General features: G+C 67.5%; 19 protein-coding genes and 1 pseudogene. 17 read left to right on the plus strand and 3 right to left on the minus strand.

Features of this window, described 5'->3' with window-relative positions:
• Positions 1-209 precede the first annotated feature (209 nt).
• A pseudogene (locus tag HUJ28_04730) lies at positions 210-857 on the minus strand (adenylate kinase).
• Positions 858-1,017: 160 nt separating this feature from the next.
• Positions 1,018-3,018 (minus strand): sodium-translocating pyrophosphatase, encoded by a 2,001-nt coding sequence (locus HUJ28_04735; GenBank protein MBD3618757.1) that lies wholly within the window; start codon positions 3,016-3,018, stop codon positions 1,018-1,020.
• A 196-nt stretch (positions 3,019-3,214) separates the two neighbouring features.
• On the opposite strand from HUJ28_04735, the gene ppa reads away from it, so the two are divergent.
• From ppa to HUJ28_04790, 11 genes are all read left to right on the plus strand, one after another.
• Positions 3,215-3,748 carry an inorganic diphosphatase gene (gene ppa / locus HUJ28_04740; GenBank protein MBD3618758.1) on the plus strand — a complete coding sequence of 178 codons (534 nt, stop codon included), beginning with the start codon at positions 3,215-3,217 and terminating at the stop codon, positions 3,746-3,748.
• 50 nt (positions 3,749-3,798) lie between these two features.
• A complete protein-coding gene (gene mrdA, locus HUJ28_04745) occupies positions 3,799-5,682 on the plus strand; it encodes a penicillin-binding protein 2 (protein MBD3618759.1) in 1,884 nt (627 codons plus the stop codon).
• Positions 5,672-6,790 (plus strand): rod shape-determining protein RodA, encoded by a 1,119-nt coding sequence (rodA, locus tag HUJ28_04750; GenBank protein MBD3618760.1) that lies wholly within the window; start codon positions 5,672-5,674, stop codon positions 6,788-6,790. The genes mrdA and rodA overlap by 11 nt, the downstream gene beginning before the upstream one ends.
• Before the next feature lie 8 nt (positions 6,791-6,798).
• Positions 6,799-7,812, plus strand: coding sequence for a lytic murein transglycosylase B (mltB, locus tag HUJ28_04755; protein MBD3618761.1), 1,014 nt, complete (start codon positions 6,799-6,801; stop codon positions 7,810-7,812).
• The gene (locus tag HUJ28_04760; GenBank protein MBD3618762.1) at positions 7,809-8,618 is read left to right on the plus strand and encodes a septal ring lytic transglycosylase RlpA family protein; all 810 of its coding nucleotides are present in this window, start codon (positions 7,809-7,811) and stop codon (positions 8,616-8,618) included. The genes mltB and HUJ28_04760 overlap by 4 nt, the downstream gene beginning before the upstream one ends.
• Positions 8,619-8,714: 96 nt before the next feature.
• Positions 8,715-9,863, plus strand: coding sequence for a D-alanyl-D-alanine carboxypeptidase (locus HUJ28_04765; protein ID MBD3618763.1), 1,149 nt, complete (start codon positions 8,715-8,717; stop codon positions 9,861-9,863).
• Between the two features lies 1 nt (position 9,864).
• A complete protein-coding gene (locus HUJ28_04770) occupies positions 9,865-10,725 on the plus strand; it encodes a D-amino acid aminotransferase (protein ID MBD3618764.1) in 861 nt (286 codons plus the stop codon).
• Positions 10,726-11,123: 398 nt separating this feature from the next.
• Complete coding sequence (locus tag HUJ28_04775; GenBank protein ID MBD3618765.1) at positions 11,124-11,390, plus strand: DUF493 domain-containing protein; 267 nt, start codon at positions 11,124-11,126, stop codon at positions 11,388-11,390.
• Positions 11,391-11,404: 14 nt separating this feature from the next.
• Complete coding sequence (gene lipB, locus HUJ28_04780; protein ID MBD3618766.1) at positions 11,405-12,016, plus strand: lipoyl(octanoyl) transferase LipB; 612 nt, start codon at positions 11,405-11,407, stop codon at positions 12,014-12,016.
• 38 nt (positions 12,017-12,054) lie between these two features.
• The gene (lipA, locus tag HUJ28_04785) at positions 12,055-13,014 is read left to right on the plus strand and encodes a lipoyl synthase (GenBank protein MBD3618767.1); all 960 of its coding nucleotides are present in this window, start codon (positions 12,055-12,057) and stop codon (positions 13,012-13,014) included.
• 15 nt (positions 13,015-13,029) lie between these two features.
• On the plus strand, positions 13,030-13,782 hold the full coding sequence (locus tag HUJ28_04790; GenBank protein ID MBD3618768.1) for a YdcF family protein: 753 nt from the start codon (positions 13,030-13,032) through the stop codon (positions 13,780-13,782).
• Between the two features lie 77 nt (positions 13,783-13,859).
• Here the strand turns inward: HUJ28_04790 and HUJ28_04795 are convergent, their stop codons facing one another.
• Complete coding sequence (locus tag HUJ28_04795) at positions 13,860-14,651, minus strand: DUF2189 domain-containing protein (GenBank protein MBD3618769.1); 792 nt, start codon at positions 14,649-14,651, stop codon at positions 13,860-13,862.
• Positions 14,652-14,812: 161 nt separating this feature from the next.
• On the opposite strand from HUJ28_04795, the gene HUJ28_04800 reads away from it, so the two are divergent.
• The 6 genes from HUJ28_04800 (at position 14,813) to HUJ28_04825 (ending at position 22,341) form a co-directional block, all read left to right on the plus strand.
• Entirely contained in the window at positions 14,813-15,760 is a 948-nt protein-coding gene (locus HUJ28_04800; GenBank protein ID MBD3618770.1) for an MBL fold metallo-hydrolase, read from the plus strand.
• A 22-nt stretch (positions 15,761-15,782) separates the two neighbouring features.
• On the plus strand, positions 15,783-16,442 hold the full coding sequence (locus HUJ28_04805) for a thiopurine S-methyltransferase (GenBank protein ID MBD3618771.1): 660 nt from the start codon (positions 15,783-15,785) through the stop codon (positions 16,440-16,442).
• A 77-nt stretch (positions 16,443-16,519) separates the two neighbouring features.
• Positions 16,520-17,014: a DUF2452 domain-containing protein gene (locus tag HUJ28_04810; GenBank protein MBD3618772.1), complete on the plus strand. Its 495-nt coding sequence runs from the start codon at positions 16,520-16,522 to the stop codon at positions 17,012-17,014.
• Positions 17,015-17,090: 76 nt separating this feature from the next.
• Positions 17,091-19,685 (plus strand): protein kinase, encoded by a 2,595-nt coding sequence (locus HUJ28_04815; protein ID MBD3618773.1) that lies wholly within the window; start codon positions 17,091-17,093, stop codon positions 19,683-19,685.
• Positions 19,686-19,717: 32 nt separating this feature from the next.
• Positions 19,718-21,028 carry a diguanylate cyclase gene (locus tag HUJ28_04820; protein MBD3618774.1) on the plus strand — a complete coding sequence of 437 codons (1,311 nt, stop codon included), beginning with the start codon at positions 19,718-19,720 and terminating at the stop codon, positions 21,026-21,028.
• 95 nt (positions 21,029-21,123) lie between these two features.
• Positions 21,124-22,341 (plus strand): outer membrane beta-barrel protein, encoded by a 1,218-nt coding sequence (locus tag HUJ28_04825; GenBank protein MBD3618775.1) that lies wholly within the window; start codon positions 21,124-21,126, stop codon positions 22,339-22,341.
• Positions 22,342-22,403 lie beyond the last annotated feature (62 nt).

Consider the following 22,403-nt stretch of genomic DNA (forward strand, 5'->3'; position numbering starts at 1 on the left):
TTCTTCTTCGGCGCCGCCTTCTTGGCAGCGGTCTTCTTCACCGCGGCCTTCTTGGCGACGGCCTTCTTCTTCGGTGCGGCCTTCTTGGCGGCCGTCTTCTTCACGGTGGCCTTGTCCCCGGTGCCTGCCGGCTTCCCGGTGGCGGCCTTGCTGGCCGGGGCCTTCTTGGCGGCGGCTGGGGCCTTCGCCGGTTTGGCGGGCGGCGCGGACTTGAGGCTCTCCACCAGGCGGACCACGTCGGTGAAGATCTCCTCGATCTCGCGCTCGCCGTTGAGGCGCAGCAGCTTGCCGCGCTCGGCGTAGTAGCCGACCAGCGGCTTGGTCTGGGCCTCGTACACGCGCAGGCGGTTGCTGATGGTTTCCTCGTTGTCGTCGGCACGGTGATGCAGGTTGCCGCCGCAGTTGTTGCAGATGCCGTCCTGGCGGGGTGGCGAGGTGTAGATGTTGAACACGGCGCCGCAGCTCTCGCAGGTGAGGCGGCCGGCCAGGCGCTGCATGAGGATGTCGAAGTCGACGTCGATGAACAGGGCGGTGTCCAGCGGCTTGCCCATGGCCTCGAGCATGTTGTCCAGGCGCTCGGCCTGGTTGAGGTTGCGGGGGAAGCCGTCGAGGATGAAGCCGTTGTCGGTGTCGGGGCTGGCGAGGCGCTCGCGGATCATGCCGAGCACGATCTCGTCCGGCACCAGCTGGCCGGCGTCCATGTGCGCCTTGGCCTGCTGGCCCAGCGGGGTGTTCTTGGAGACGGCGCTGCGCAGCAGGTCGCCGGTGGAAATCTGCGGAATCCTGAAGCGCTCGACCATGAGTTGCGCTTGCGTGCCCTTGCCGGAACCCGGTGCCCCCAACAGTATGACTCTCATCGTCGAACCCTGCCCTCTTTTATTGTTAGACCTTGATCCGCAAGCGAAAAAGGCCGCCTGCAAGTCGTGAACTTATACTCGCTGGCCCCGGGCATGGCAACCCGTTGCCGACGTTGCTGCGGCGATTGTAGCGAAATCGCCTGCCGCCCGCTGCCGCCGCTCACAGCAGCGGCGCGATCACCAGCGAGACGATGGCCATCACGTTGATCAGGATGTTCATCGCCGGACCCGAGGTGTCCTTGAAGGGGTCGCCCACGGTGTCGCCCACCACGGTGGCCTTGTGCACCGGCGAGCCCTTGCCGCCGTGATGCCCCTTCTCGACGTATTTCTTCGCGTTGTCCCAGGCGCCGCCGGCATTGGCCATGGTGAGCGCGAGCAGCACGCAGCACACCAGCGCGCCGCCGAGCATGCCGCCCAGGGTCTCGGGGCCGAGACCGAAGCCCACCACCACGGGGGCCAGCACGGCGAGCACGCCGGGCAGGATCATGCGCTTGAGCGCGGCGTCGGTGGCGATGTTGATGCAGCGGATGTGGTCGGGGGCCGCCCGGCCTTCCATCAGTCCGGGGATCTCGCGGAACTGGCGACGGATCTCCTGGATCATCTCGCCGGCGGCATCGCCCACCGCCGTCATGGTGAGCGAGGCGACCAGGAAGGGGAAGATGCCGCCGATGAACAGGCCGACCAGCACGTCCGGGTCGTTGAGCGCCAGCGAGATGGTCCGGCCCTGGCCGTGGCCGACCTCGGCGAGGTAGGCGGTGATGATGGCCAGTGCCGCGAGGGCGGCGGCGCCGATGGCGAAGCCCTTGCCGATGGCGGCCGTGGTGTTGCCGACCTCGTCCAGCGAGTCGGTGATGCGGCGCGTGTCCGCCCCGAGCCCCGCCATCTCGGCGATGCCGCCGGCGTTGTCGGCCACCGGGCCGTAGGCGTCGATGGCCATGGTGATGCCGACGGTGGCCAGCATGCCCACAGCGGCGATGCCCACACCATAGAGGTCGGCCAGCTGATTGGCGGCGAAGATGATGGCGGCGATGGTGAGCACCGGTACCACCACCGACTGCAGGCCGATGGCCAGGCCGGCGATCATGACGGTGGCCGGTCCGGTCTCGCCGCTGGCGGCGATGCGGCGCACCGGCCGTCCGGCGGTGTAGTACTCGGTGGACAGGCCGATGATCACGCCACCCACGGCGCCGGCCAGCACGGCGCCCCAGACCCGGGCTTCCACGCCCAGGGCCGCGATGATGAACCAGGCGGCGATCACCAGCAGCAGGGCCGCGGCAAAGGTGCCGATGCGCAGGGCGGTGGCCGGTGGGCGCCGGGAGAACACGCGCACCAGGCCGATGCCCAGCAGCGAGCAGAGGATGCCCGCCGAGGCCAGGGCCAGCGGCAGGAACATGAGATCGGCCTGGGCCCCGGGCCCGGCCAGGCCGGCCGTGCCCAGGCTGGCGGCGATGGCGATGGTGGCGATGATGGCCCCGCAGTAGGACTCGAAGATGTCTGAGCCCATGCCCGCGACGTCGCCGACGTTGTCGCCGACGTTGTCGGCGATCACGCCCGGGTTGCGGGGATCGTCCTCGGGGATGCCGGCCTCGACCTTGCCGACGAGGTCCGCGCCCACGTCGGCACTCTTGGTGTAGATCCCCCCGCCCACGCGTGCGAACAGCGCCACGGTGGAGGCGCCCATGCCGAAGCCGTGGATCACGTGGGCCGTGGCCGGGTCGCGGCCGAAGACGAGGTACAGGGCGCCCAGGCCGAGCAGTCCCATGGCGGCGACGGTCAGCCCCATGATGGAACCGCCGAAGAAGGCCACGGCCAGGGCCGGGCCGGCGCCGCGCTCGTGGGCGGCCACGGTGGTGCGCAGGTTGGCGCGGGTGGCGGTGGTCATGCCGATGTAGCCGGCGGCCGAGGAGGTCAGGGCGCCGACCACGAAGGCCATGGCCGTGGGCCAGCCGAGGTCGGACAGCCCGATGGCCAGCGCCACCAGGGCCGCGAAGCCGTAGAGCAGGGCGTACTCGCGGCGGATGAAGGCCAGTGCACCCTGGTGGATCAGGGCCGCGATCTCGGTGACGCGCCCCTGGCCCGCGGGAAAGCGCAGTACGACGAGATACAGCAGCAGGGCGGCCAGCAGCCCGAGGCCGCCGGCCAGTACCGGAATGGCGTGCATGCCCAAGAGGGGTCTCCTTAGTGGTTTTTACAGGCGGATTCTACGGCCGCGTTGGTGACACCAGTATGGACGCGGCCCCGCGAAATTGCAGGGATTGTGCGCCATCCCATGTCATCCCGGGGCCTCAAGCCGTTATAATGCCGGGCTGGCGCGACCCCGTGACCTGCACCTTATTCAAAGTCAGACGAGGCATAACATGATTCTGGACAACATCAGCCCGGGCAAGAAGATCCCGGAAGAAGTCAACGTCATCATCGAGATCCCCTCCCACGGGGCCCCGGTCAAATACGAGTTCGACAAGGACAGCGGCGCGCTGGTGGTGGATCGTTTCATGATGGCCCCGATGTTCTACCCGGCCAACTACGGCTTCGTGCCGCACACCCTCTCCGACGACGGCGACCCGGTGGACGTGCTGGTGGTGACCCCCCTGCCGCTGATGAGCGGTGTGGTGATCGCGGCCCGCCCGGTGGGCATGCTGAAGATGACCGACGAGTCCGGCATGGACGCGAAGATCGTTGCCGTGCCCTCCAGCAAGCTGCACACCCAGTACGACAACGTGAAGGACGTGCACGACCTGCCCAAGGAACTGATCGCGCAGATCACCCACTTCTTCGAACACTACAAGAAGCTCGAGCCCAACAAGTGGGTGAAGATCGAGGAATGGACCGGCGTGGAAGATGCACACAAGGAGATCCTGGACAGCATCAAGCGCTACGAAGAGAGCAAGTGATGTGCGCCGGGCCGGGGTGTGATGCCCCGGCCCGTGCCTGATCAGCACGCATGGCGAACCTGCATGCCATCAAGGACCTGCACCACGAACAGCGCCTGTTCGGGACGAGGGTCATCGTCGCCGGCGTCATCGTCTGTCTGTTGCTGTCGCTGGTAGTGGGCCGCCTGGTCCATCTGCAGATCGCCAGCTACAAGTATTTCACCACCCAGTCACAGAACAACCGCGTACGCCTGGTGGCGGTGCCGCCGCCGCGTGGTCTCATCTATGACCGTCACGGTGTGATCCTGGCCGAGAACATGCCGGCCTACCAGCTCGAGATCACGCCGGAGCAGGTCGATGACATGGACGCCACCCTGGCGGGTCTGTCCAGCGTGCTGTCCCTGCCCCAGGGCGACATCGAGCGCTTCAGTCAGGCCCTGCGACGCAAGCGCCCCTTCGAACGCGTGCCCCTGCGCTTCAACCTCAGTGACGAGGAGGTGGCGCGTTTCGCCGTCAACCGGCACCGCTTCCCCGGTGTGGATATCAATGCCCGCCTGATGCGGCACTACCCGCTCGGCGGCACGGCCGTGCATGCCCTGGGCTACGTGGGCCGTATCGACGAGGGCGACCTGCAGCGTGTCGATGCCGACAACTACAACGGCACCAGCCACATCGGCAAGCTGGGCATCGAACGGCAGTACGAGGAGCTGCTGCACGGCAAGGTCGGTTTCCAGCAGGAGGAGGTGAATGCCCAGGGGCGTACGCTCGCCGTTCTGGAGCGCCAGGCCCCGCAGCCGGGCAAGGATATCGTCCTCTCGCTGGACGCCGGCCTGCAGCGCCTGGCCGAACGGGAGCTGGCCGGCTACAACGGGGCCGCCGTGGCGATGGACCCGCGTACCGGCGAGGTGCTCGCCCTGGCCAGCATGCCGACCTACGACCCCAACCTGTTCGTCAACGGCATCTCCCACAGGGACTACGCCGAGCTCAATACCGGCCGCACCCGCCCGCTTTTCAACCGCGCCCTCAAGGGCCAGTACCCGCCCGGTTCCACCATCAAGCCGCTCGTCGCCCTGGCGGCGCTGGAACACCAGCTCACCTGGGCCGGCAAACAGATGTACGCCGGGCCCTATTACATGCTGCCCAACGACGAGCGCCGCTATCGCGACTGGAAGAAGGAGGGGCATGGCCTGATCGACATGGGCGATGCCATCACCCAGTCCAGTGACGTGTACTTCTACGACCTGGCCTTCAAGCTCGGCATCGACCGCATCCATCCCTTCCTGGCGCAGTTCGGTCTGGGCCGGCCCACCGGCATCGACGTGCCGGGCGAGGCGGATGGCCTGCTGCCGTCGCGCGAGTGGAAGCGCCAGGTCAGGCGCATGCCCTGGTTCCCGGGCGAGACGCTGATCGTGGGCATCGGCCAGGGCTATATGCTGGCCACGCCCCTGCAGATGGCCGAGTTCACCAGCGTGCTCGCCATGCGCGGGCAGCACATGCGCCCGCACCTGCTCAGGACGATCATCGACCCGGCCAGCGGCGAGCAGACACGGCTCGAGCCCGAGGCCCACGAGCCGGTGGCCTTGCGCGATGCGCGTCTCTGGCAGCAGGTGATCGGTCCCATGGAGGACGTCATGCACCGGCGCAACGGCACTGCCTACTGGACCGCCGGTCACGACGCGCCCTATCGCATCGCCGGCAAGACCGGTACCTCGCAGGTCTTCGGCCTCGGGGCGGACGAGGAATACGAAGAGGAGAACATCGCCCTGCACCTGCGCGACCATTCGCTGTTCGTGGGCTTCGCGCCGGCGGACGAGCCGCGCATCGCCGTGGCCGTGATCGCCGAGAACGGCGGCAGCGGCAGCCGGGTGGCCGCGCCCATTGCCCGGCGCCTGATGGATTTCTATCTGCTGCGCGATCCTGGCGACGAAGCGGAGGCCCTCGCCCATGCTCGCTGATGATCGCCACGACCAGTCTGCCCTGGCCGCCCTGCTGCGCGGCCTGCATCTCGACCCGCCGCTGCTGATCGGCCTGTTCACGCTGGCCGCGATCGGTCTGGTGGTACTTTTTAGTGCGGGTGGGGAAGACCCGTCGCTGCTGGTAAGGCAGCTGATCCGCCTGGGGTTGGCCCTCGGCGTGCTGCTGCTGTTCGCCCAGGTCTCCATGCCCGTACTCTCGCGCTGGACGCCCTGGATCTACGCTGCTGGCGTCGGCCTCCTGATTGCGGTGCTGGTGATGGGCGAGATGGGCAAGGGGGCGCAGCGCTGGCTGGATCTCGGGCTGTTTCGCTTCCAGCCCTCCGAGATGATGAAGCTCGCCGTGCCCATGATGGTGGCCTGGTACTTCGCCGACCGCCCCCTGCCGCCGCGCTTCCTCGAGGTGGTGCTGGCCGGGGTGCTGGTGGCCGTACCCATGCTGCTCATCGCGCGCCAGCCCGATCTGGGCACCGCCCTGCTGGTGGGGGCGGCCGGCTTCTTCGCCATCTATCTCGCGGGTATTCGCTGGCGCCTGCTGCTGGGCCTGGGTGCAGCAGCCGTGGCGGCCCTGCCGGTGCTCTGGCACTTCATGCACGACTACCAGCGTCGGCGCGTGCTCACCTTCCTCAACCCCGAGAGCGACCCGCTGGGTTCGGGCTATCACATCATCCAGTCCAAGATCGCGATCGGTTCGGGGGGGTTCTACGGCAAGGGCTGGCTCAATGGCACCCAGTCGCAGCTCGAGTTCCTGCCTGAGCGCCACACCGACTTCATCTTTGCCGTTTATGGCGAGGAGTTCGGTTTCCTCGGCGCCATCACCCTGCTCATCATCTACCTGAGCCTGATCCTGCGCGGCCTGTACATCGCCGTGAACGCGCAGGACACCTATTCGCGCCTGCTGGCGGGGAGTCTTTCGCTCACTTTCTTTGTCTACCTGTTCGTGAACACGGGCATGGTGACCGGGCTGCTGCCGGTTGTCGGCGTACCCCTGCCACTGGTGAGCTATGGCGGGACCTCCATGGTGACCCTCATGGCGGCATTCGGTATGCTCATGTCCATCAACTCGCACCGACGACTGCTGCCGCACTGAGCCCTGAGATGACACGCATCCTGCCCGCTATCTTCACCATCCTGGCCCTGTCACTGCCGGCCGGGTCGCCGGCATCGGCCGCCACGGATGGCGACTATCTGCAGCGCGACGATGTGCGTGCCTTCATCGACGAGATGGTGGAGCGCCATGACTTCCGGCGCGGCGACCTGCAGGCCCTGTTTGCCGGGGTGAAGCAGCAGACCCGGGTGCTGGAAGTGATCCAGCGGCCCGCCGAGGGCAAGCCCTGGTATCAGTACCGGCCGATCTTCCTCAACCCGGCGCGTATTCGCCAGGGCGCCGAGTTCTGGGCCGAACACCGGGCGCTGCTGGAGAAGGCCGAGGCCACCTATGGCGTGCCTCCCGAGTACATCGTCGCCATCATCGGCGTGGAGACCTTCTACGGCCGGCATACCGGCGGCTTCCCCGTGCTGGACACGCTCGCCACCCTGGGCTTCGACTACCCGCCGCGTGCGCGATTCTTCCGCAGCGAGCTGGAACACTTCCTGTTGCTCACCCGCGAGGAGGGATTGAATCCGCACGGCCTGGAGGGTTCCTATGCCGGGGCCATGGGCAAGAGCCAGTTCATCTCGTCGAGCTACCGCAACTACGCGGTGGATTTCGACGGTGACGGCATCCGCGACCTGTGGGGCAGCCCGGCGGACGCCATCGGTTCGGTGGCCAACTATTTCAAGCGACATGGCTGGCAGGCCGGCGAGCCGGTCACCCTGCCGGCCAGGGTCGAGGAGGCGGTGGCCGCGCCCTTTGCCGAACAGGGCATGAAGCCGAGCTTCACCCTGGCCGAGCTCACGGCCGCCGGGGTGGAGCCGTTGCGGCCGCTGGCCTATGACGACAGCGTCGCGCTCATCGCCCTGGAGGGTGAGGAATTTCCGGAGTACTGGCTGGGCCTGGGCAATTTCTACGTCATCACCCGCTACAACCACAGTCCGCTCTACGCCATGGCCGTGCATCAGCTGGCGCAGGAGATCCGCCGTGCCTACCAGCGGCAGGGGACGGCACGATGAGTGCCAGACTCGCCCGCTGGCTGGGCCTGGGGCTGCTCGTCACTCTGCTCGCCGGTTGTGGCGGGGGTGGCAGCGTGCGGGGCGGCAGCGACGGCCCGGGCGGACGTATCGATGCCAGTCGCATCCCGGACGCCGTGCCGCGGGTGGAGCCGCGCAGTCGCTACGGCAATCCCGCCTCCTACCAGGTCTTCGGCCGCACCTACCATGTCATGGACAGCGCGGCCGGCCATACCGAGCGGGGCATCGCCTCCTGGTATGGCAGCAAGTTTCACGGCCGGCGTACCTCCAGCGGCGAGATCTACGACATGTACGCCATGACCGCCGCGCACAAGTCCCTGCCGCTGCCCACCTACGTACGGGTGACCAACCTGCGCAACGGGCGCAGCGTCATCGTCAAGGTCAACGACCGCGGCCCCTTTCACGACAACCGCATCATCGATCTCTCCTATGCCGCTGCCGCCAAGCTCGACATCCTCAAGGAAGGGACGGGCCTGGTGGAGGTGACGGCGATCGACCCGCGGCGTCCGGAGCCCGCCCGCCCGCAGCTTGTATCCGCCCCGGCAGCCGGCAATGCCGACATGTACATCCAGGTCGGGGCCTTCGCCTCCCGCCAGAATGCCGAGTCCTTTCGCGCGCAGCTGAACTCCCATGCCCTCGGGCAGGTCACTATCCAGGAAGGCCGCGAGGCCGATGGCGTGCTGTACCGGGTGCGTATCGGGCCGCTGGCCGGTGTGGATGACGCGGACCGCGCCGCCGCCGGACTGGAGCGCCTGGGGCTGGACAACTTCCGTATCGTGATCGACTAGCCAGCGGGGATGTGACGTCCCCATTAGTCATGCGCCGGTCGAGGGGCTAAAATGCCCCGCGATACGTCATCCCGAACCACACGACCTCTCACGAGTATGCCTGTGACCCTATTGCACAAGATCCTGTTCGCGAGCCTGTTGCTGCTCGTCAGTATGAGCGTCTCGGCCGCGCCGGCCATCATCCCCGCGCCGCCCAGCGTGCCCGCCACCAGCTACCTGCTGATCGACTTCCACAGCGGCAAGACGCTGGCGGAGAAGGACGCCGACATGCGGGTGGAGCCGGCCAGCATCACCAAGCTGATGAGCGGCTACGTGCTCTACCGCGCCCTGGCCAGCGGCAGCATCGCGCTGGACGACGAGGTGCTGGTCAGCGAGAAGGCCTGGCGCACCTACGGCTCGCGCATGTTCATCGAGGTCAATCATCGCGTGAAACTGAGCGACCTGCTGCGCGGCATGGTCGTCCAGTCCGGCAACGACGCCACAGTGGCCCTGGCCGAACACCTGGCCGGCTCCGAGAGCGGCTTCGTCGCCATGATGAACGCCGAGGCCCAGCGCCTGGGCATGACCGGCACCCAGTTTGCCAATGCCACCGGCATGCCGCATGCGGACCACTACACCACGGCCCACGACATCGCCACGCTGATGCGCGCCGTGATCACCGAGTTCCCCGAGCACTACGCGCTCTACAAGGAGCGTGAGTTCACCTACAACGGCATCAAGCAGTACAACCGCAACAAGCTGCTGTGGCGCGACCCGAGCGTGGACGGCGGCAAGACCGGCCACACCGAGTCGGCCGGCTACTGCCTGGTCGCCTCCGCCGAACGTGACGGCATGCGCCTGATCTCCGTGGTGCTGGGCACCGACAGCGAGGATGCCCGCGCCCGTCATAGCCAGGCCCTGCTCAACTACGGCTACCGCTTCTTCGAGACCCATCGCCTGTACGGTGCCGGCGAGGCCCTCACCGAGGCGCGCGTCTGGAAGGGGGCCGAGGAGCTGGTCGGCCTGGGCCTGGACGACGACCTCTATGTCACCATCCCCCGTGGACAGTACGGCAAGCTCGATGCGGTGATGGAGCTCACGCCCAATGTCGAGGCCCCGATTGCCCGGGGTACGGCGCTGGGCGACGTCAACGTGAGCCTGGACGGCGAAGTGATCCATACCCAGCCGCTGGTGGCCCTGGAGGACGTCAATCAGGGGGGCTTCTTCCGCCGTACCACCGATGCCGTGATCCGCTGGTTCGACTGACGTGATCGTCTACCTCAACGGCGAGTTTGGCCCGCTGGAAACGGCCAGAGTCTCGGTGCTGGATCGCGGCTTCCTGTTCGGCGACGGTGTCTACGAGGTGATCCCGGCCTACGGCGGGCGCCTGTTCCGCTGTGACCATCACCTGGAGCGCCTGGAGCGCAGCCTGCGCGAGATCCGCATCCCCAATCCGCATACCCGCGAGGAGTGGTGCGCCATCTTCAGCCGCCTGATCGAGGCGGGCGAGGGCGAGGACCAGTCGGTGTACCTGCAGGTCACGCGCGGCGTGGCCAAGCGCGACCATGCCTTCCCGGATCATGTCGTCCCCACCGTCTTCGCCATGGCCAATCCCATCGTCACGCTGGGACGCGAGGTGCTGGAAAAGGGTATCGATGCCGTCACCCGGCCCGATATCCGCTGGGCGCGTTGTGACATCAAGGCCGTCACCCTGCTGGCCAACGTGCTCATGCGCCAGGAGGCCAAGGAGGAAGGCGCCATGGAGGCCATCCTCCTGCGCGAGGGCCTGGCCACCGAGGGTGCGGCCAGCAACCTCTTCATCGTGCGCGACGGCACCCTCATCACCCCGCCCAAGGGACCGCGCCTGCTGCCCGGCATCACCCGGGACCTGGTGCTGGAGATCGCCGGGACGCATGGCCTGCCCTACCGCGAGGCCGACATCCCGGAGACCGAGCTGCGCCTGGCCGACGAGGTCTGGATGACCAGCTCCACCAAGGAGGTGGTGCCGGTCACCCGTCTCGATGGCCAGCCCGTGGGCGACGGGCTGCCCGGTCCGGTGTGGCAGCGGATGTATGGGCTCTACCAGGACTACAAGGCCGAGCTGCGGGCAGGCACTGTCGCTGGTTGATTGGCCGCATAGGTCGTCGAAGCGGTTTTGATGTTCCTGCCCCGTTATCTCGCCGAGCATCGCAGCGGAAGACGGACAGGCCCGAAGGGTTGCGCGCAGGACGCGCGCAATCCCGCAGTCGGGCCAGGACGGCCCGTCTGCGGGACCCCGTCTGGAGCGAGAAGCGCAGGGGACCCGAAGGGCGAGATAGTGGGGTGCCCTTTCTTTTGGTGACTTTTCTTTGGGCAAGCAAAGACAAAGTTACTCGCCCGACAACTGCCGGCGTTCAGTAAGGATGCCTTCGTGTCCTGAGGGCGAAACCTTCGAGCACAAGCTACAGGCACCTGGATACAAGGGGTGGCGCTACGGGCGGCCTCGCTAATCCCTGTGCGTATTGCATCAACTACACTACCGACACCATGACCGACGAAACCCCAAGCCTCCTCGAGTTTCCCTGCGATTTTCCCATCAAGGCCATGGGTCCGCAGATCCCGGAGTTTCGCGCGCGGGTGATCGAGATCCTGGCGGCGCATCTCGAGGTGGACGAGGCGCGCCTGAGTGAGCGACCCAGCAGCAACGGGCGCTATCTCGCCATCACCTACGTGGCCCGGGCCGAGAACCAGGAACAGCTCGACGCCATCTACCGCGAGCTCACCGCCTGCGAGCTGGTGGCCATGGCCCTGTAGCCGTGACCGAGCGCATCACCACCGACATCGTCGTCAGGCACCTCGGGCGACGGGACTACCCGCCCATCCTCGAGGCCATGCAGCGCTTCACCGCCGGGCGCGACGAGAACACCCCGGACGAGCTGTGGATCGTCGAGCACCCGCCGGTCTTCACCCTGGGCCAGGCCGGCAAGCGGGAGCACCTGCTGAACCCGGGTGAGATCCCGGTGATCCAGGTCGATCGGGGCGGGCAGGTGACCTACCACGGGCCGGGGCAGGTGGTGATCTACCTCCTGCTGGACCTCCGGCGGCGCGGGCTCGGCGTGCGCGAGCTGGTTACCCGCATGGAGCAGGCGGTGATCGACCTGCTGGCCGAGGAGGGCATCGCAGCCCGGGCGCGGGCCGACGCCCCGGGTGTCTATGTGGGCGAGGCCAAGATCGCGGCCCTGGGCCTGCGCGTGAAGCGCGGGCGCAGCTATCACGGCCTGGCCTTGAACGTGGCCATGGACCTCGAGCCCTTCACCCGCATCAACCCCTGCGGTTACGCAGGCCTCGCGACGACACAGCTCGCCGATCTGGGTGTGGCGGCCGACTGGGACACCATGGCCGACAGATTGTGTGGGAGTCTGTTGCGCCGTCTGGGTTAGAATGGGGGTGCAATCGACGTGTTTTCAGGAAGTCTTTCATGAGTGACAAGCCGCAGGGCGTGATCCGGGGCGAGAAGCTGCGCGGGGCCGAGAAGATGGCCCGCATCCCGGTCAAGATCGAGCCCACCGAGAAGGTACAGCGCAAGCCGGCATGGATTCGTGCCCGGTCGCACGCGAGTCCGCGCGTGCAGCAGCTGAAGAAGGTGCTGCGCGAGATGCGCCTGCACACCGTCTGCGAGGAGGCCGCCTGCCCGAATCTGGGCGAGTGCTTCGATCACGGCACGGCCACCTTTCTCATCATGGGCGACATCTGCACTCGTCGCTGCCCGTTCTGCGACGTCGCCCACGGCCGGCCGAACCCGCTCGATCCCGAGGAGCCGCGCCACCTGGCCGAGACCATCCAGGCCATGGGGCTCAACTACGTCGTCATCACCTCCGTGGACCGTGACGACCTGCGCGACGGCGGCGCCGGCCACTTCGTCGAGTGCATCCGTCACACCCGCGAGCTGAATCCGGACATCCGCATTGAGATCCTGGTGCCGGACTTCCGCGGCCGCATGGACGTGGCACTGGCGATACTGGACAACGCCCCGCCGGACGTCTTCAACCACAACCTCGAGACCGTGCCGCGCCTCTACCGGCAGGCGCGGCCGGGGTCGGACTACGCCTGGTCGCTGGACCTCATCCGGCAGTTCAAGGCGCGGCACCCGTCGGTGCCCACCAAGTCCGGCATCATGCTCGGCCTGGGCGAGACGCTGGCGGAGGTCGAACAGGTGATGCAGGACCTGCGCGATCACGACTGCGACATGCTCACGCTGGGCCAGTACCTGCAGCCGAGCCGGCATCACCTGCCGGTGGAACGTTTCGTCTCCCCCGAGGAGTTCGACCGCCTGCGCGAGATCGGCGAGGCGATGGGCTTCAGCCATGTCGCCTCCGGCCCCATGGTGCGCTCCTCCTACCATGCCGACCAGCAGGCGGCCGGGCTGGCCGGGGGCTGATCCCGGACGGCAGGGATGGTCGCACGCCTCGTCGAGACCCTGATCCTGCCACCCGGTGGGCCGCTGCTGCTGGCACTGGCCGGCCTGCTGCTGGTGCGCCTCTACCCCCGACCCGGTCGCACGATGCTGGTGCTGGGTCTGGCCCTGTCCTGGGCCCTGAGCACGCCACTGGTTGCCTATGGTCTCATCGACGCCCTGCAGTATCGCTACCCGACCATCCAGCCCGCCGAGGTCACCGGTGACCGCATCGTCGTGCTCGGTGCCGGGCGCCAGCGCGAGGCCACGGAATATGGCGGCCACGACGTGCCCTCCGCCTTCGCGCTGGAACGCCTGCGCTACGGGGTGTATCTGCTGCGCGAGACGGACGGCCAGCTCATCCTCACCGGTGGGCGCTTACACCCGGACGAACGGGAGAGCGAGGCCCTGCTGAGTGCGCGCGTGCTCGTCCAGGACTACGGCATCGGCGTGGTCCAGCTGGAAGAACAGAGCCGCAACACCTGCGAGAACGCCTTCAATGCCGGTCGGCTGCTCGAGCTGGACCGCGTCGGGCGCGCCACGGTCGTCACCCATGCCTGGCACATGCCGCGCGCCATGTGGTGCTTCGACCGTGCCGGCATTCCCGCCCAGGCGGCCCCCACCGGCCTGGTCCGCCCGGGGGGTGGCGAGCGCGGCGTCTTTGCCCTGCTGCCCTCGGCGCGGGCACTGCTCCATACGCGCATCGCGCTGCACGAGCTGGTCGGGATGCTCTGGTATCGGCTGGTGTACTGAAGGAAGTGCGGTTGGATGCAAAAACGGCCCGGCCCGCGATCTCGCGGGCCGGGCCGTTTTGCCAGAGGGGTGGCCGCTCAGTCGTGGTGTCGCGGCACCATGTCCCGGTAGGCGTGCCAGGTGGCGTAGCCGAGCAGGGGCAGCGTGACGATCAGGCCGATCATGTAGGTGGCAAAGCCGATGGCGGTGAGCGCCACGATCATCACGGCCCAGACGGCCATGGCGCCCGGGTTCTGGCGTACCGCCTGCAGGCTGGTGAGCATGGCGGTGACGATGTCCACGCGGCGGTCCTGCAGCATGGGCAGGGCGACCACGCTGATGGAGAACACCAGGGCCGCGAACAGGGCGCCGAGGATCACATACATGCTCATGTACTCGAAGCCGGGGCCGATGCTGCTGACCGCGCCGAGCATGGCGCTCATGTCGAGGGTGACGCCCTGTTCAAAGGCGAGTCCGACCATGAGCCAGGTGAAGCGGATCCAGAACATCATCAGGATGGCGATGAGCGCCACGTAGATGGCCATCTGCAGCCCGCTGCGATGCCAGGCCGTGAGGGCATGGTAGAGCGTGGCGGGGTGATGGTGCTCCATGCGGTGCGCCAGGGTGTAGAGCCCGCTGGCGAGGAACGGCCCGACCAGGAAGAAGCCGGCGACATAGGTGAGCACGAAGTGGGGTGCGCCCTGGCTCACGCTGTACAGGCCCCAGCCGAGCAGGGCGAAGAAGGCCCCGTAGAGCAGGGACGTGACCGGGGCGTGGGTGAAGTCGTGCCAGCCGCGCGCCAGCCACTGGAAGGGGCGGGCGGCATCGACGTGGTGGATCTCCGGGAGTTCCGGGCCGTAGTGGACGTCGCTGTGCAGGGTCTTGGCCATGTGTGCCTCCTTGGGTGGGCGTCGGATGAACCCGTACCTTTACCTCGAGTTTAGACGAGGCATCCTATTTTTGGGTTCCCTCGGCTTTTGCCCCTGAGGTCGATCCGCTAGACTGCCGGCTGGCTCAGTACCCCCGCTCAACCGCGATTCCGGAGTTCGTCATGCGTCCATTCCTGTGTTTCCTGTCCGTTCTGCTGCTCCTGCCCCTGGCCGCGAGTGCCGGCGAGATCGTACGCGACTATCCGGCCGACCGCGTGACCGACGACGTCTACGTGATTCACGGCCCGGCCGGCTACCCATCTGTCGAGAACCAGGGCTTCATGAACAACCCGGCCTTCGTGCTCACCGATACGGGGGTGGTGGTGATCGATCCGGGCTCCAGCCTGCAGGCCGGGCGCATGGTGCTCAAGCAGCTGCGGGGCATCACCGACAAGCCGGTGACCCACGTGCTCATCACCCATGTGCATGGTGACCACTGGCTGGGTAATCACGCGGTGGAGGAGGCCTTCCCCGAGGCCGAGATCCTGGCCCTGCCGGAGACCATCCGGCTGGCGAAGGCAAGCCAGGCCGAGTTCTGGGTGAACCTCATGCACAACGCTACGGAAGGCTTCACCGCCGGCACGAAGGCCGTGCTGCCGGGACAGGCCATCGACGTGGCCGAGGAGCTGCGCGTGGGCGGCAAGACCTTCCGTTTCTACGCGCCGGCGAAGGCGCACAGCAACACCGACGTGATGATCGAGCTGGTCGAGGACTCGGTGCTGTTTGCCGGTGACAACCTGCTCAATCAGCGCCTGGCGCGCATGGACGACGGCACCTTCCGCGGCAGCATCGAGGCCTGTAACGTGGCCGAGGCCATCGGCGCGACCCACGTGGTGCCGGGCCACGGTCCCACCGGCGGCAACGAGATCCCGGGTCTGTTCCGCCGCTATCTGGAAACAGTATACGGCGAGGCTGGACGCCTCTACGAGCAGGGGCTGCCGGACTATGAGATGAAGGAGGCCATCGTCGGCCAGCTCGCCGACTACCAGGGCTGGGCCAACTTCGAGGACGAGATCGGCAAGCACATCTCCCTGGCCGTGCTCGAGTACGAGCGCGCCATGTTCGAATAACCGGGTCGGCCAAGGTCATCACGTGGACCCGCAGTTCTGGCACGAGCGCTGGGAGCGCGGCGAGATCGGCTTCCACCAGGCGGCGATCAATCCGCACCTGGAGCAGCACTGGCCGCGGCTCAACCTGCCGGCGGGCACGCGCGTGTTCGTGCCGTTGTGCGGCAAGAGCCGGGACCTGCTGTGGCTGGCCGGCGAGGGCCATCGCGTGGTGGGCGTGGAGATCAGCGAACGGGCGGTACAGGCCTTCTTCGAGGAGCATGGCCTGACGCCTGCGGTCAGCGAGGCGGGTGTCTTCCGGCGCTATGTGGCGGCGGAGATCGAGATCCTCTGCGGCGATTTCTTCGCCCTGGACCGCGAGACACTGGGGCCGGTGGAGGCGGTATACGACCGTGCCTCGCTGGTGGCCCTGCCGCCGGCCATGCGCCCGGACTACGCCACGCAACTGAGCGGCCTGCTGGAGGCGGAGGCCACCGTACTGCTGGTGACCTTCGACTACCCGCAGGCGGAGATGGAAGGCCCGCCCTTCGCCGTGACCGAGGCGGAGGTGCGTAAGCACTATATGGCGGGTTTCGAGGTGCAGGTGCTGGCGGCGGTGGACATCCTCGCCGACCACCCGCGCTTTCGCCAGCGCGGGCTGACACGGCTTTCCGAGGTGGTCTTCATGCTCCGCCGCCGGTCCTGAGGCCGGGAGGTTTTCCCGGTCGTGGCCGCCGGCCCCGCTATGTCATAATGCGGCCAGGCACTGACGACGATATCCGCATGCAGGACAAGGACCACAAGCGTTACCAGGGGGAGCGGCATGAAGGCGAGGCGCAGACCGCGCCCTATCCGTTGAGCCGTCTGGCCGCACAGATCGACCTGGTCGACGTGGCCCGCGAGCTCGAGCGGGCCGATGCCGCGGTGAACCTGCGGGTGAGCGCCAAGCTCGAGGTGATTGCGGGACAGATCCGCGCCCTGCAGGCCGAGGCCCGGCAGGTGCTGGAGTCGGCCCGCCAGGATCAGGCCCTGCACCGCGCGCAATGCAACTTCCGGCGTATCCCGGGGCATGTGTACTACCTCTACCGACGTGCCGGCGGCGCCACCTATTTCTCGATGCTGGGGCCGGCGGACTGGCGTGGCCAGCCGCCGCACGCGTTCGTCGGCGCCTATCGCCTCGAGGCCGACATGTCCTGGGTGCCGGCCGACCAGCCGGAGGCCGATGACAGCGCGCGCCGCCTGGTCGCGCGACTCCTGGACGAGCGTGGCGCCGGATAACGAACCGGCCGAACGCGCCCCTTTTGACGATAAACAGAACCCCGCGGGCAGCGGGGCAGGTGCAGAATGACGGGTAATGATGAATCCCTTGCGTAGACAGGGCCGGATCTGGGCGCGGCGCGATTTCTGGCTGGCCACCCTGGCCCTGCTGTTCCTGCTCGGCAGCTGGACCTCCGGCCTCCAGTGGTTCGAGTCCCGCCTGTACGACGAGGCCGCCCGCCTGATCCCCGAGACCGAGCCCGGCGACGCCGTGGTGGTCATCGCCATCGACGAGGCCGCCGAGCAGCGCTATGGCAGCTGGCCCTGGTCGCGCGCGCGCCTGGCGGAGGTGGTCGCACGCCTGGGCGACGCCCGCGCCGTGGGTTTCCTGCCCGCGCTGGACCAGCCCGAGACCCCCCTGGCCCTGGAAACGGTGCGGGCGGAGATCACCGAGGGCCGCGAGGCACTGCTCGCCCGCCGCGACGAGCTGCGTGCCCAGGCGCCGAACACTGCGCGACGTCAGTCCCTGGAGCGGGTCGAGAGCGGACTCGACAAGCTCGCCACGGCCAGCTACTGGCTGGGCAAGGTGGACACCGACCGCCAGCTGGCGACGGCCATTCGCCAGCATGGCCAGGTGGTGCTGGTCGCCGAGTATGCCGCCACCCGCAGCGACAGGACCGCCGCCACGGGACTGCACCCGCTGGCGCTGGAGCCGGCCACGGACTGGTATCTGTCCGGGCCCCTGCGCCTGCTGGCCAGCCCCCCGTCCGAGCCCGGCCCCCTGAGCCTGCGCGAGCCCATCGAGGCCTATGCCGCGCATGCCCGGGCCATCGGCGCCCAGCCGCTATGGGGCGATGGCGAACGGGTCCGGGCGCTGACGCTGGCGGTGCCCCAGGGCGAGGCCCGGGTGCCGAGTTTCGTCACCGTGCTGGCGGCGGTCGCCCGTGGGGTGCCGCTGGAGGACCTTGCCGTACTGGGCGAACACGGCCTGCGCCTGGGCTTCCGTGACGTGGCCACGGGCATGCAGCACCGCTTTCATCCCCTGCCGCCGGTCACGGCCGATGGCGAGCCGCCGGTCCCCGTCTACTCGGCGGCGGCGTTGCTGGAGGGGCGCATCCCCTCGGCGGCGTTGCGCGACCGCACGGTGCTGATCGGCCCCACGGCCCCCGGCGCCGCCCCCCGGCTCCTGGCGCCGGCCGGGGGCGAACTCGCCCCGGTGCTGTGGACGGCACATGGCGTGGCCAGCCTGATCGAGGACCGCGCCGTCACCCAGCCGACCTGGTTCCATGCCGCCCAGCGCGGCCTCATCCTCCTGCTGGCCCTGTTCCTGCTGGCCCTGCCGGCGCGGGTGTACGGCGGCAGCAGCGCCCTGCTGGTCGTGATCCTGGTCGAGGTGATCCTGCTCAATGCCTCGCTGCTGTCTCTGATCCTGGCCCGTTACTGGCTGCCGCTGGGTATTCCCATGCTCTTCCTGGCGGTGGGGTATGGCGCCCTGGTGGTGCGCCATCGCATCGTCGACACCATAGCCCGCAGCCGCGAGGAGGCCTTCGAGGCGCGGCGCCTGCTGGGCGTGAACCTGCATGCCCAGGGGCAGCTCGACCGGGCCTTCGACGAGTTTCGCAAGTGCCGGCGGGATGCCGACACGCTCTACCACCTCTACCAGCTCGGCCAGGACTACGAGCGGCGGCGCAAGTTCACCCGTGCCCTGGAGGTCTACGAGTACATGGCCCAGGCCGAGCCGGGCTACCGGGACATCGGCGAGCGCATCCGCCGTCTCAAGGCGGTGCCGGACGGCAATACGGCCAGGTTCCTCGCCCCCGAGAGCGCCATCGATTCCACCCTGGTGCTGGACGATTCGGCCATCGAGAAGCCCATGCTCGGCCGCTATCGCCTGGAGGCCCAGATCGGCCGCGGGGCCATGGGGGTGGTGTATCTCGGTATCGACCCCAAGATCGGTCGCAAGGTGGCCATCAAGACGCTCAACCTCACCCAGGAGTTCGAGGGCACCGAACTCGAGGAGGTGAAGTGGCGCTTCTACCGCGAGGCCGAGGCCTCCGGGCGTCTGGATCACCGCAACATCGTCACCGTCTACGACGTGGGCGAGGAGCACGATCTCGCCTACATCGCCATGGACTTCGTGCCGGGCCACAGCCTCGACGAGACGGCCCGCGAGGGCAGCCTGCTGCCGGTGGACGAGGTGCTGGATATCGGTATCCAGGTGGCCGAGGCGCTGGACTATGCGCACAAGCAGCAGGTCATCCACCGCGACATCAAGCCGGCCAACATGCTCTACGAGCCGGACGAACGCATGGTCAAGCTCACCGATTTCGGCATCGCACGGCTCATCGACAACAGCAAGACGCGTACCGGCACGCTGCTCGGCACCCCCGCCTACATGGCCCCCGAGCAGATCACCAGCCAGGATGTGGACGGCCGCGCCGACCTGTATTCACTGGGCGTGACACTGTTCCAGCTGCTCACCGGTCAGCTGCCCTTCACCAGCGACAGCATGGCCAACCTGGTGTTCAAGATCACCAGCGAGAAGGCGCCGGACCTGCGCAGCATCCGGCCGGAGCTGGGTGCCGATCTCGCCCGGGTGGTCGCCAAGGCACTGCACAAGGAGCCGGACAAGCGTTACCAGTCCGGCGCGAACATGGCCGCGGCGTTGCGCCGTGTGCGTGAACAGGCGTAAAACGTCGGCAGACGATCCGAAGAGGCGAGGCGATGGCATCCCGAAATCCGAGCGAACGCGACTGCCAGCTGAGCGATGCCCGGCCGCAGGTGCTGCTCATCGACGACAGCCGTTCGGTGGTGGGTCTGCTGAAGAACCGCATCGAGATCGCGAGTCCCGCGCGCGTGCTGACCGCCTCCACCCTGGCCGGTGCGCGCGAGTTGCTGGAGGAGGCCCCCAACGTGGCGGTCGCCGTGGCCGGGCTATGCCTGGCCGACGCGCCCAACGGCGAGGTGGTGGACTTCCTGCATACGCAGAAGGTGCCGGTGGTGGTGCTCACCGGCAACATGGACGAGCAGGTGCGCGAGACCATTCTCGCCAAGCGCGTGATCGACTACGTGGTGAAGCGCCAGGGCGACGAGGTGGACTACGTGGTCGAGCTGGTGCAGCGCCTGTGCGGCAACCACGAGCTCAAGGTGCTGGTGGTGGACGATGGTCGTACCAGTCGCCTGATGATCCGGCGTCTGCTGGAGGCCCATAACTACCAGGTACTGGAGGCGGAAGACGGGGTGCAGGCACTGGAGGTGCTGGAGGAGCACCCGGACGTGACCATGGTGCTGAGCGATTACCAGATGCCGCGCATGGACGGCGGCGAGCTCATCACGCGCATCCGCCGGCGCTGGACGCGCAACGACATGGCCATCATCGGCCTGTCCGCGCAGGACGACCCCACGCTATCGGCGCGCCTGCTCAAGGCCGGTGCCAGCGACTATCTCACCAAGCCCTTCATCGAGGAGGAGTTCTATTGCCGCGTGCACCAGAACGCCGACCTGGTGCGCAGCATTCGTGCCATGCGTGACGCCTCGCGTCGCGACTACCTCACCGGCCTGTACAACCGGCGTTACCTGCACGACACCGGCGCCAAGCTCTATGCCAATGCACGCCGCGGCAACCTGCACCTGGTGGCCGCCATGCTCGACCTCGATCATTTCAAGCACATCAACGATACCTACGGTCACCAGGCCGGCGACCTCGCCCTGCAGCACGTGGCCAAGCTCCTGCGCCAGTCCGTGCGGGCCTCCGACATGATCGCCCGCTACGGTGGCGAGGAGTTCTGCGTGCTGCTGGCCAACGGTGATGCCGGTCAGCCGGCACTGGTACTGGAGCGCGTGCGCCAGGTGGTGGCCGACACCCCGCTGGACTACGACGGCCAGCGCATCGAGATCACCCTGAGTATCGGTGCCACCGGGGAGCTGGGCGAGGGCTTCGAGGCCATGCTAGACGCCGCCGACCACCTGCTCTACGAGGCCAAGGCCGGGGGGCGTAATCGCGTCGTGCTCGGTGCGGATACGGCAGCAGGCTGAGTTCGCCTATCAGCGGCTTTGTTGATCTGCGTCCTGGTACGACGGGCGGGAGGGCGCCATGCTACGGGCAGACCCTCCTCTCATATGGTGATGCCATGGACGCCAGAGGCCCCCTCTGCGCATTGTTCGTCTCGCTGCTGGTCCCGCTCCCGGTGATGGCCTCGGAAACCCCGGCGCCCCTGCAGGAGCCGCCGGAAGAGTCCGTGCTCCTCGGCGACTTCGCCTACTCCGCAAATGCCAGTCTCGGCTACGAATACAACGACAACATCTACGCCACCCAGGACGATACCCTGAGCGACACCGTGTTGCGTGCCAGCCTGGCCGGCAATGCCGCGAGCCAGTGGCAGCGGCATGTGCTCAAGGCCGGTGCCGGCGTCACGGCGGCGCGCTACGTCGACTACGGCACGGAGGACACCACCGATTACTGGGGCGGTCTTTCCGGGCGCTACGACTTCGATGCGAGTTCCAACCTCTTCGGCGGGCTGTCCTATTCACGCCTGCACGAGGTGCGTGGTTCCATCGATGCGGTCAGTGGCGACGAGCCCACGCTCTATACCCGAGGCCAGGCCAATGTCGGCGTGAAGCGGGATATCGAGGCCGTCTCGCTGACACTGGCCGGCAGCCTCAACCGGCTGGATTACCGCAACACGCCGGCCGGTGCCGTCGAGCTGTTCAATGGCGACCGTGACCGCGACGAGTCCTCCGTCGGCCTGCGCACCAGCCACGCGCTCTCGTCCCGCTGGAGTGTCTTTGCGCAGCTGCGCAGCGATGTGCGTGACTATGCCCTGCGTGTCGATGATGCAGGGTACGAGCGCAGCTCCTCGGGTTACCGTGCGGGCGTGGGTGCCCGGCTGGATCTGGGCCGGCGGCTGCAGGGCGAGCTGATGCTCGGCTTTCTGTCCCAGGAGTACGACGATGCGGCCTTCGATGATATCGGCGTGCCGGATTACCAGGGCAGCCTGAGCTGGTTCATCTCCGACGACAGTCACCTGCGGGTCGATCTCGTGCATACGCTCGAGGAGACGACCTTGCCCGGCTCGCCTGGCTACCTCTATCGACAACTCGGCATGCAATGGCGTCAGCGCTTCACCGAGGCGGTATTCGGCAAGTTCGGGCTTGCCTATGGGCAGGTCGATTACCAGCAGGCCTCGATCGAGGACGATTATTACGATGTGTCGGCCGGCCTCACCCATCCACTGCACGAAGGCGTGTTCGCGGGTATGGATCTGCGTCATCTGCGCCGCGATTCCAATATCCCGGGTGACGATTTCGAACGCAATGTGTTTAGCGTGTCGATCAACGGGCGTTTCTGAGCCGTGGCCGTCGTTGCCTGCAGCCGCCCGATTCGATGGTACGTCCGTCCAATACCTGTTTG

This window comes from Chromatiales bacterium, from assembly GCA_014762505.1.
Classification (GTDB): domain Bacteria; phylum Pseudomonadota; class Gammaproteobacteria; order SpSt-1174; family SpSt-1174; genus SpSt-1174.

Excerpts from the sequence above, each read along its gene's own strand:
- HUJ28_04735 (MBD3618757.1), bottom strand. The coding sequence starts at position 3,018 with ATGCACGCCATTCCGGTACTGGCCGGCGGCCTCGGGCTGCTGGCCGCC.
- ppa (MBD3618758.1), top strand. The coding sequence starts at position 3,215 with ATGATTCTGGACAACATCAGCCCGGGCAAGAAGATCCCGGAAGAAGTC.
- mrdA (MBD3618759.1), top strand. The coding sequence starts at position 3,799 with ATGGCGAACCTGCATGCCATCAAGGACCTGCACCACGAACAGCGCCTG.
- rodA (MBD3618760.1), top strand. The coding sequence starts at position 5,672 with ATGCTCGCTGATGATCGCCACGACCAGTCTGCCCTGGCCGCCCTGCTG.
- mltB (MBD3618761.1), top strand. The coding sequence starts at position 6,799 with ATGACACGCATCCTGCCCGCTATCTTCACCATCCTGGCCCTGTCACTG.
- HUJ28_04760 (MBD3618762.1), top strand. The coding sequence starts at position 7,809 with ATGAGTGCCAGACTCGCCCGCTGGCTGGGCCTGGGGCTGCTCGTCACT.
- HUJ28_04765 (MBD3618763.1), top strand. The coding sequence starts at position 8,715 with ATGCCTGTGACCCTATTGCACAAGATCCTGTTCGCGAGCCTGTTGCTG.
- HUJ28_04775 (MBD3618765.1), top strand. The coding sequence starts at position 11,124 with ATGACCGACGAAACCCCAAGCCTCCTCGAGTTTCCCTGCGATTTTCCC.
- lipA (MBD3618767.1), top strand. The coding sequence starts at position 12,055 with ATGAGTGACAAGCCGCAGGGCGTGATCCGGGGCGAGAAGCTGCGCGGG.
- HUJ28_04790 (MBD3618768.1), top strand. The coding sequence starts at position 13,030 with ATGGTCGCACGCCTCGTCGAGACCCTGATCCTGCCACCCGGTGGGCCG.
- HUJ28_04795 (MBD3618769.1), bottom strand. The coding sequence starts at position 14,651 with ATGGCCAAGACCCTGCACAGCGACGTCCACTACGGCCCGGAACTCCCG.
- HUJ28_04800 (MBD3618770.1), top strand. The coding sequence starts at position 14,813 with ATGCGTCCATTCCTGTGTTTCCTGTCCGTTCTGCTGCTCCTGCCCCTG.
- HUJ28_04810 (MBD3618772.1), top strand. The coding sequence starts at position 16,520 with ATGCAGGACAAGGACCACAAGCGTTACCAGGGGGAGCGGCATGAAGGC.
- HUJ28_04815 (MBD3618773.1), top strand. The coding sequence starts at position 17,091 with ATGATGAATCCCTTGCGTAGACAGGGCCGGATCTGGGCGCGGCGCGAT.
- HUJ28_04820 (MBD3618774.1), top strand. The coding sequence starts at position 19,718 with ATGGCATCCCGAAATCCGAGCGAACGCGACTGCCAGCTGAGCGATGCC.
- HUJ28_04825 (MBD3618775.1), top strand. The coding sequence starts at position 21,124 with ATGGACGCCAGAGGCCCCCTCTGCGCATTGTTCGTCTCGCTGCTGGTC.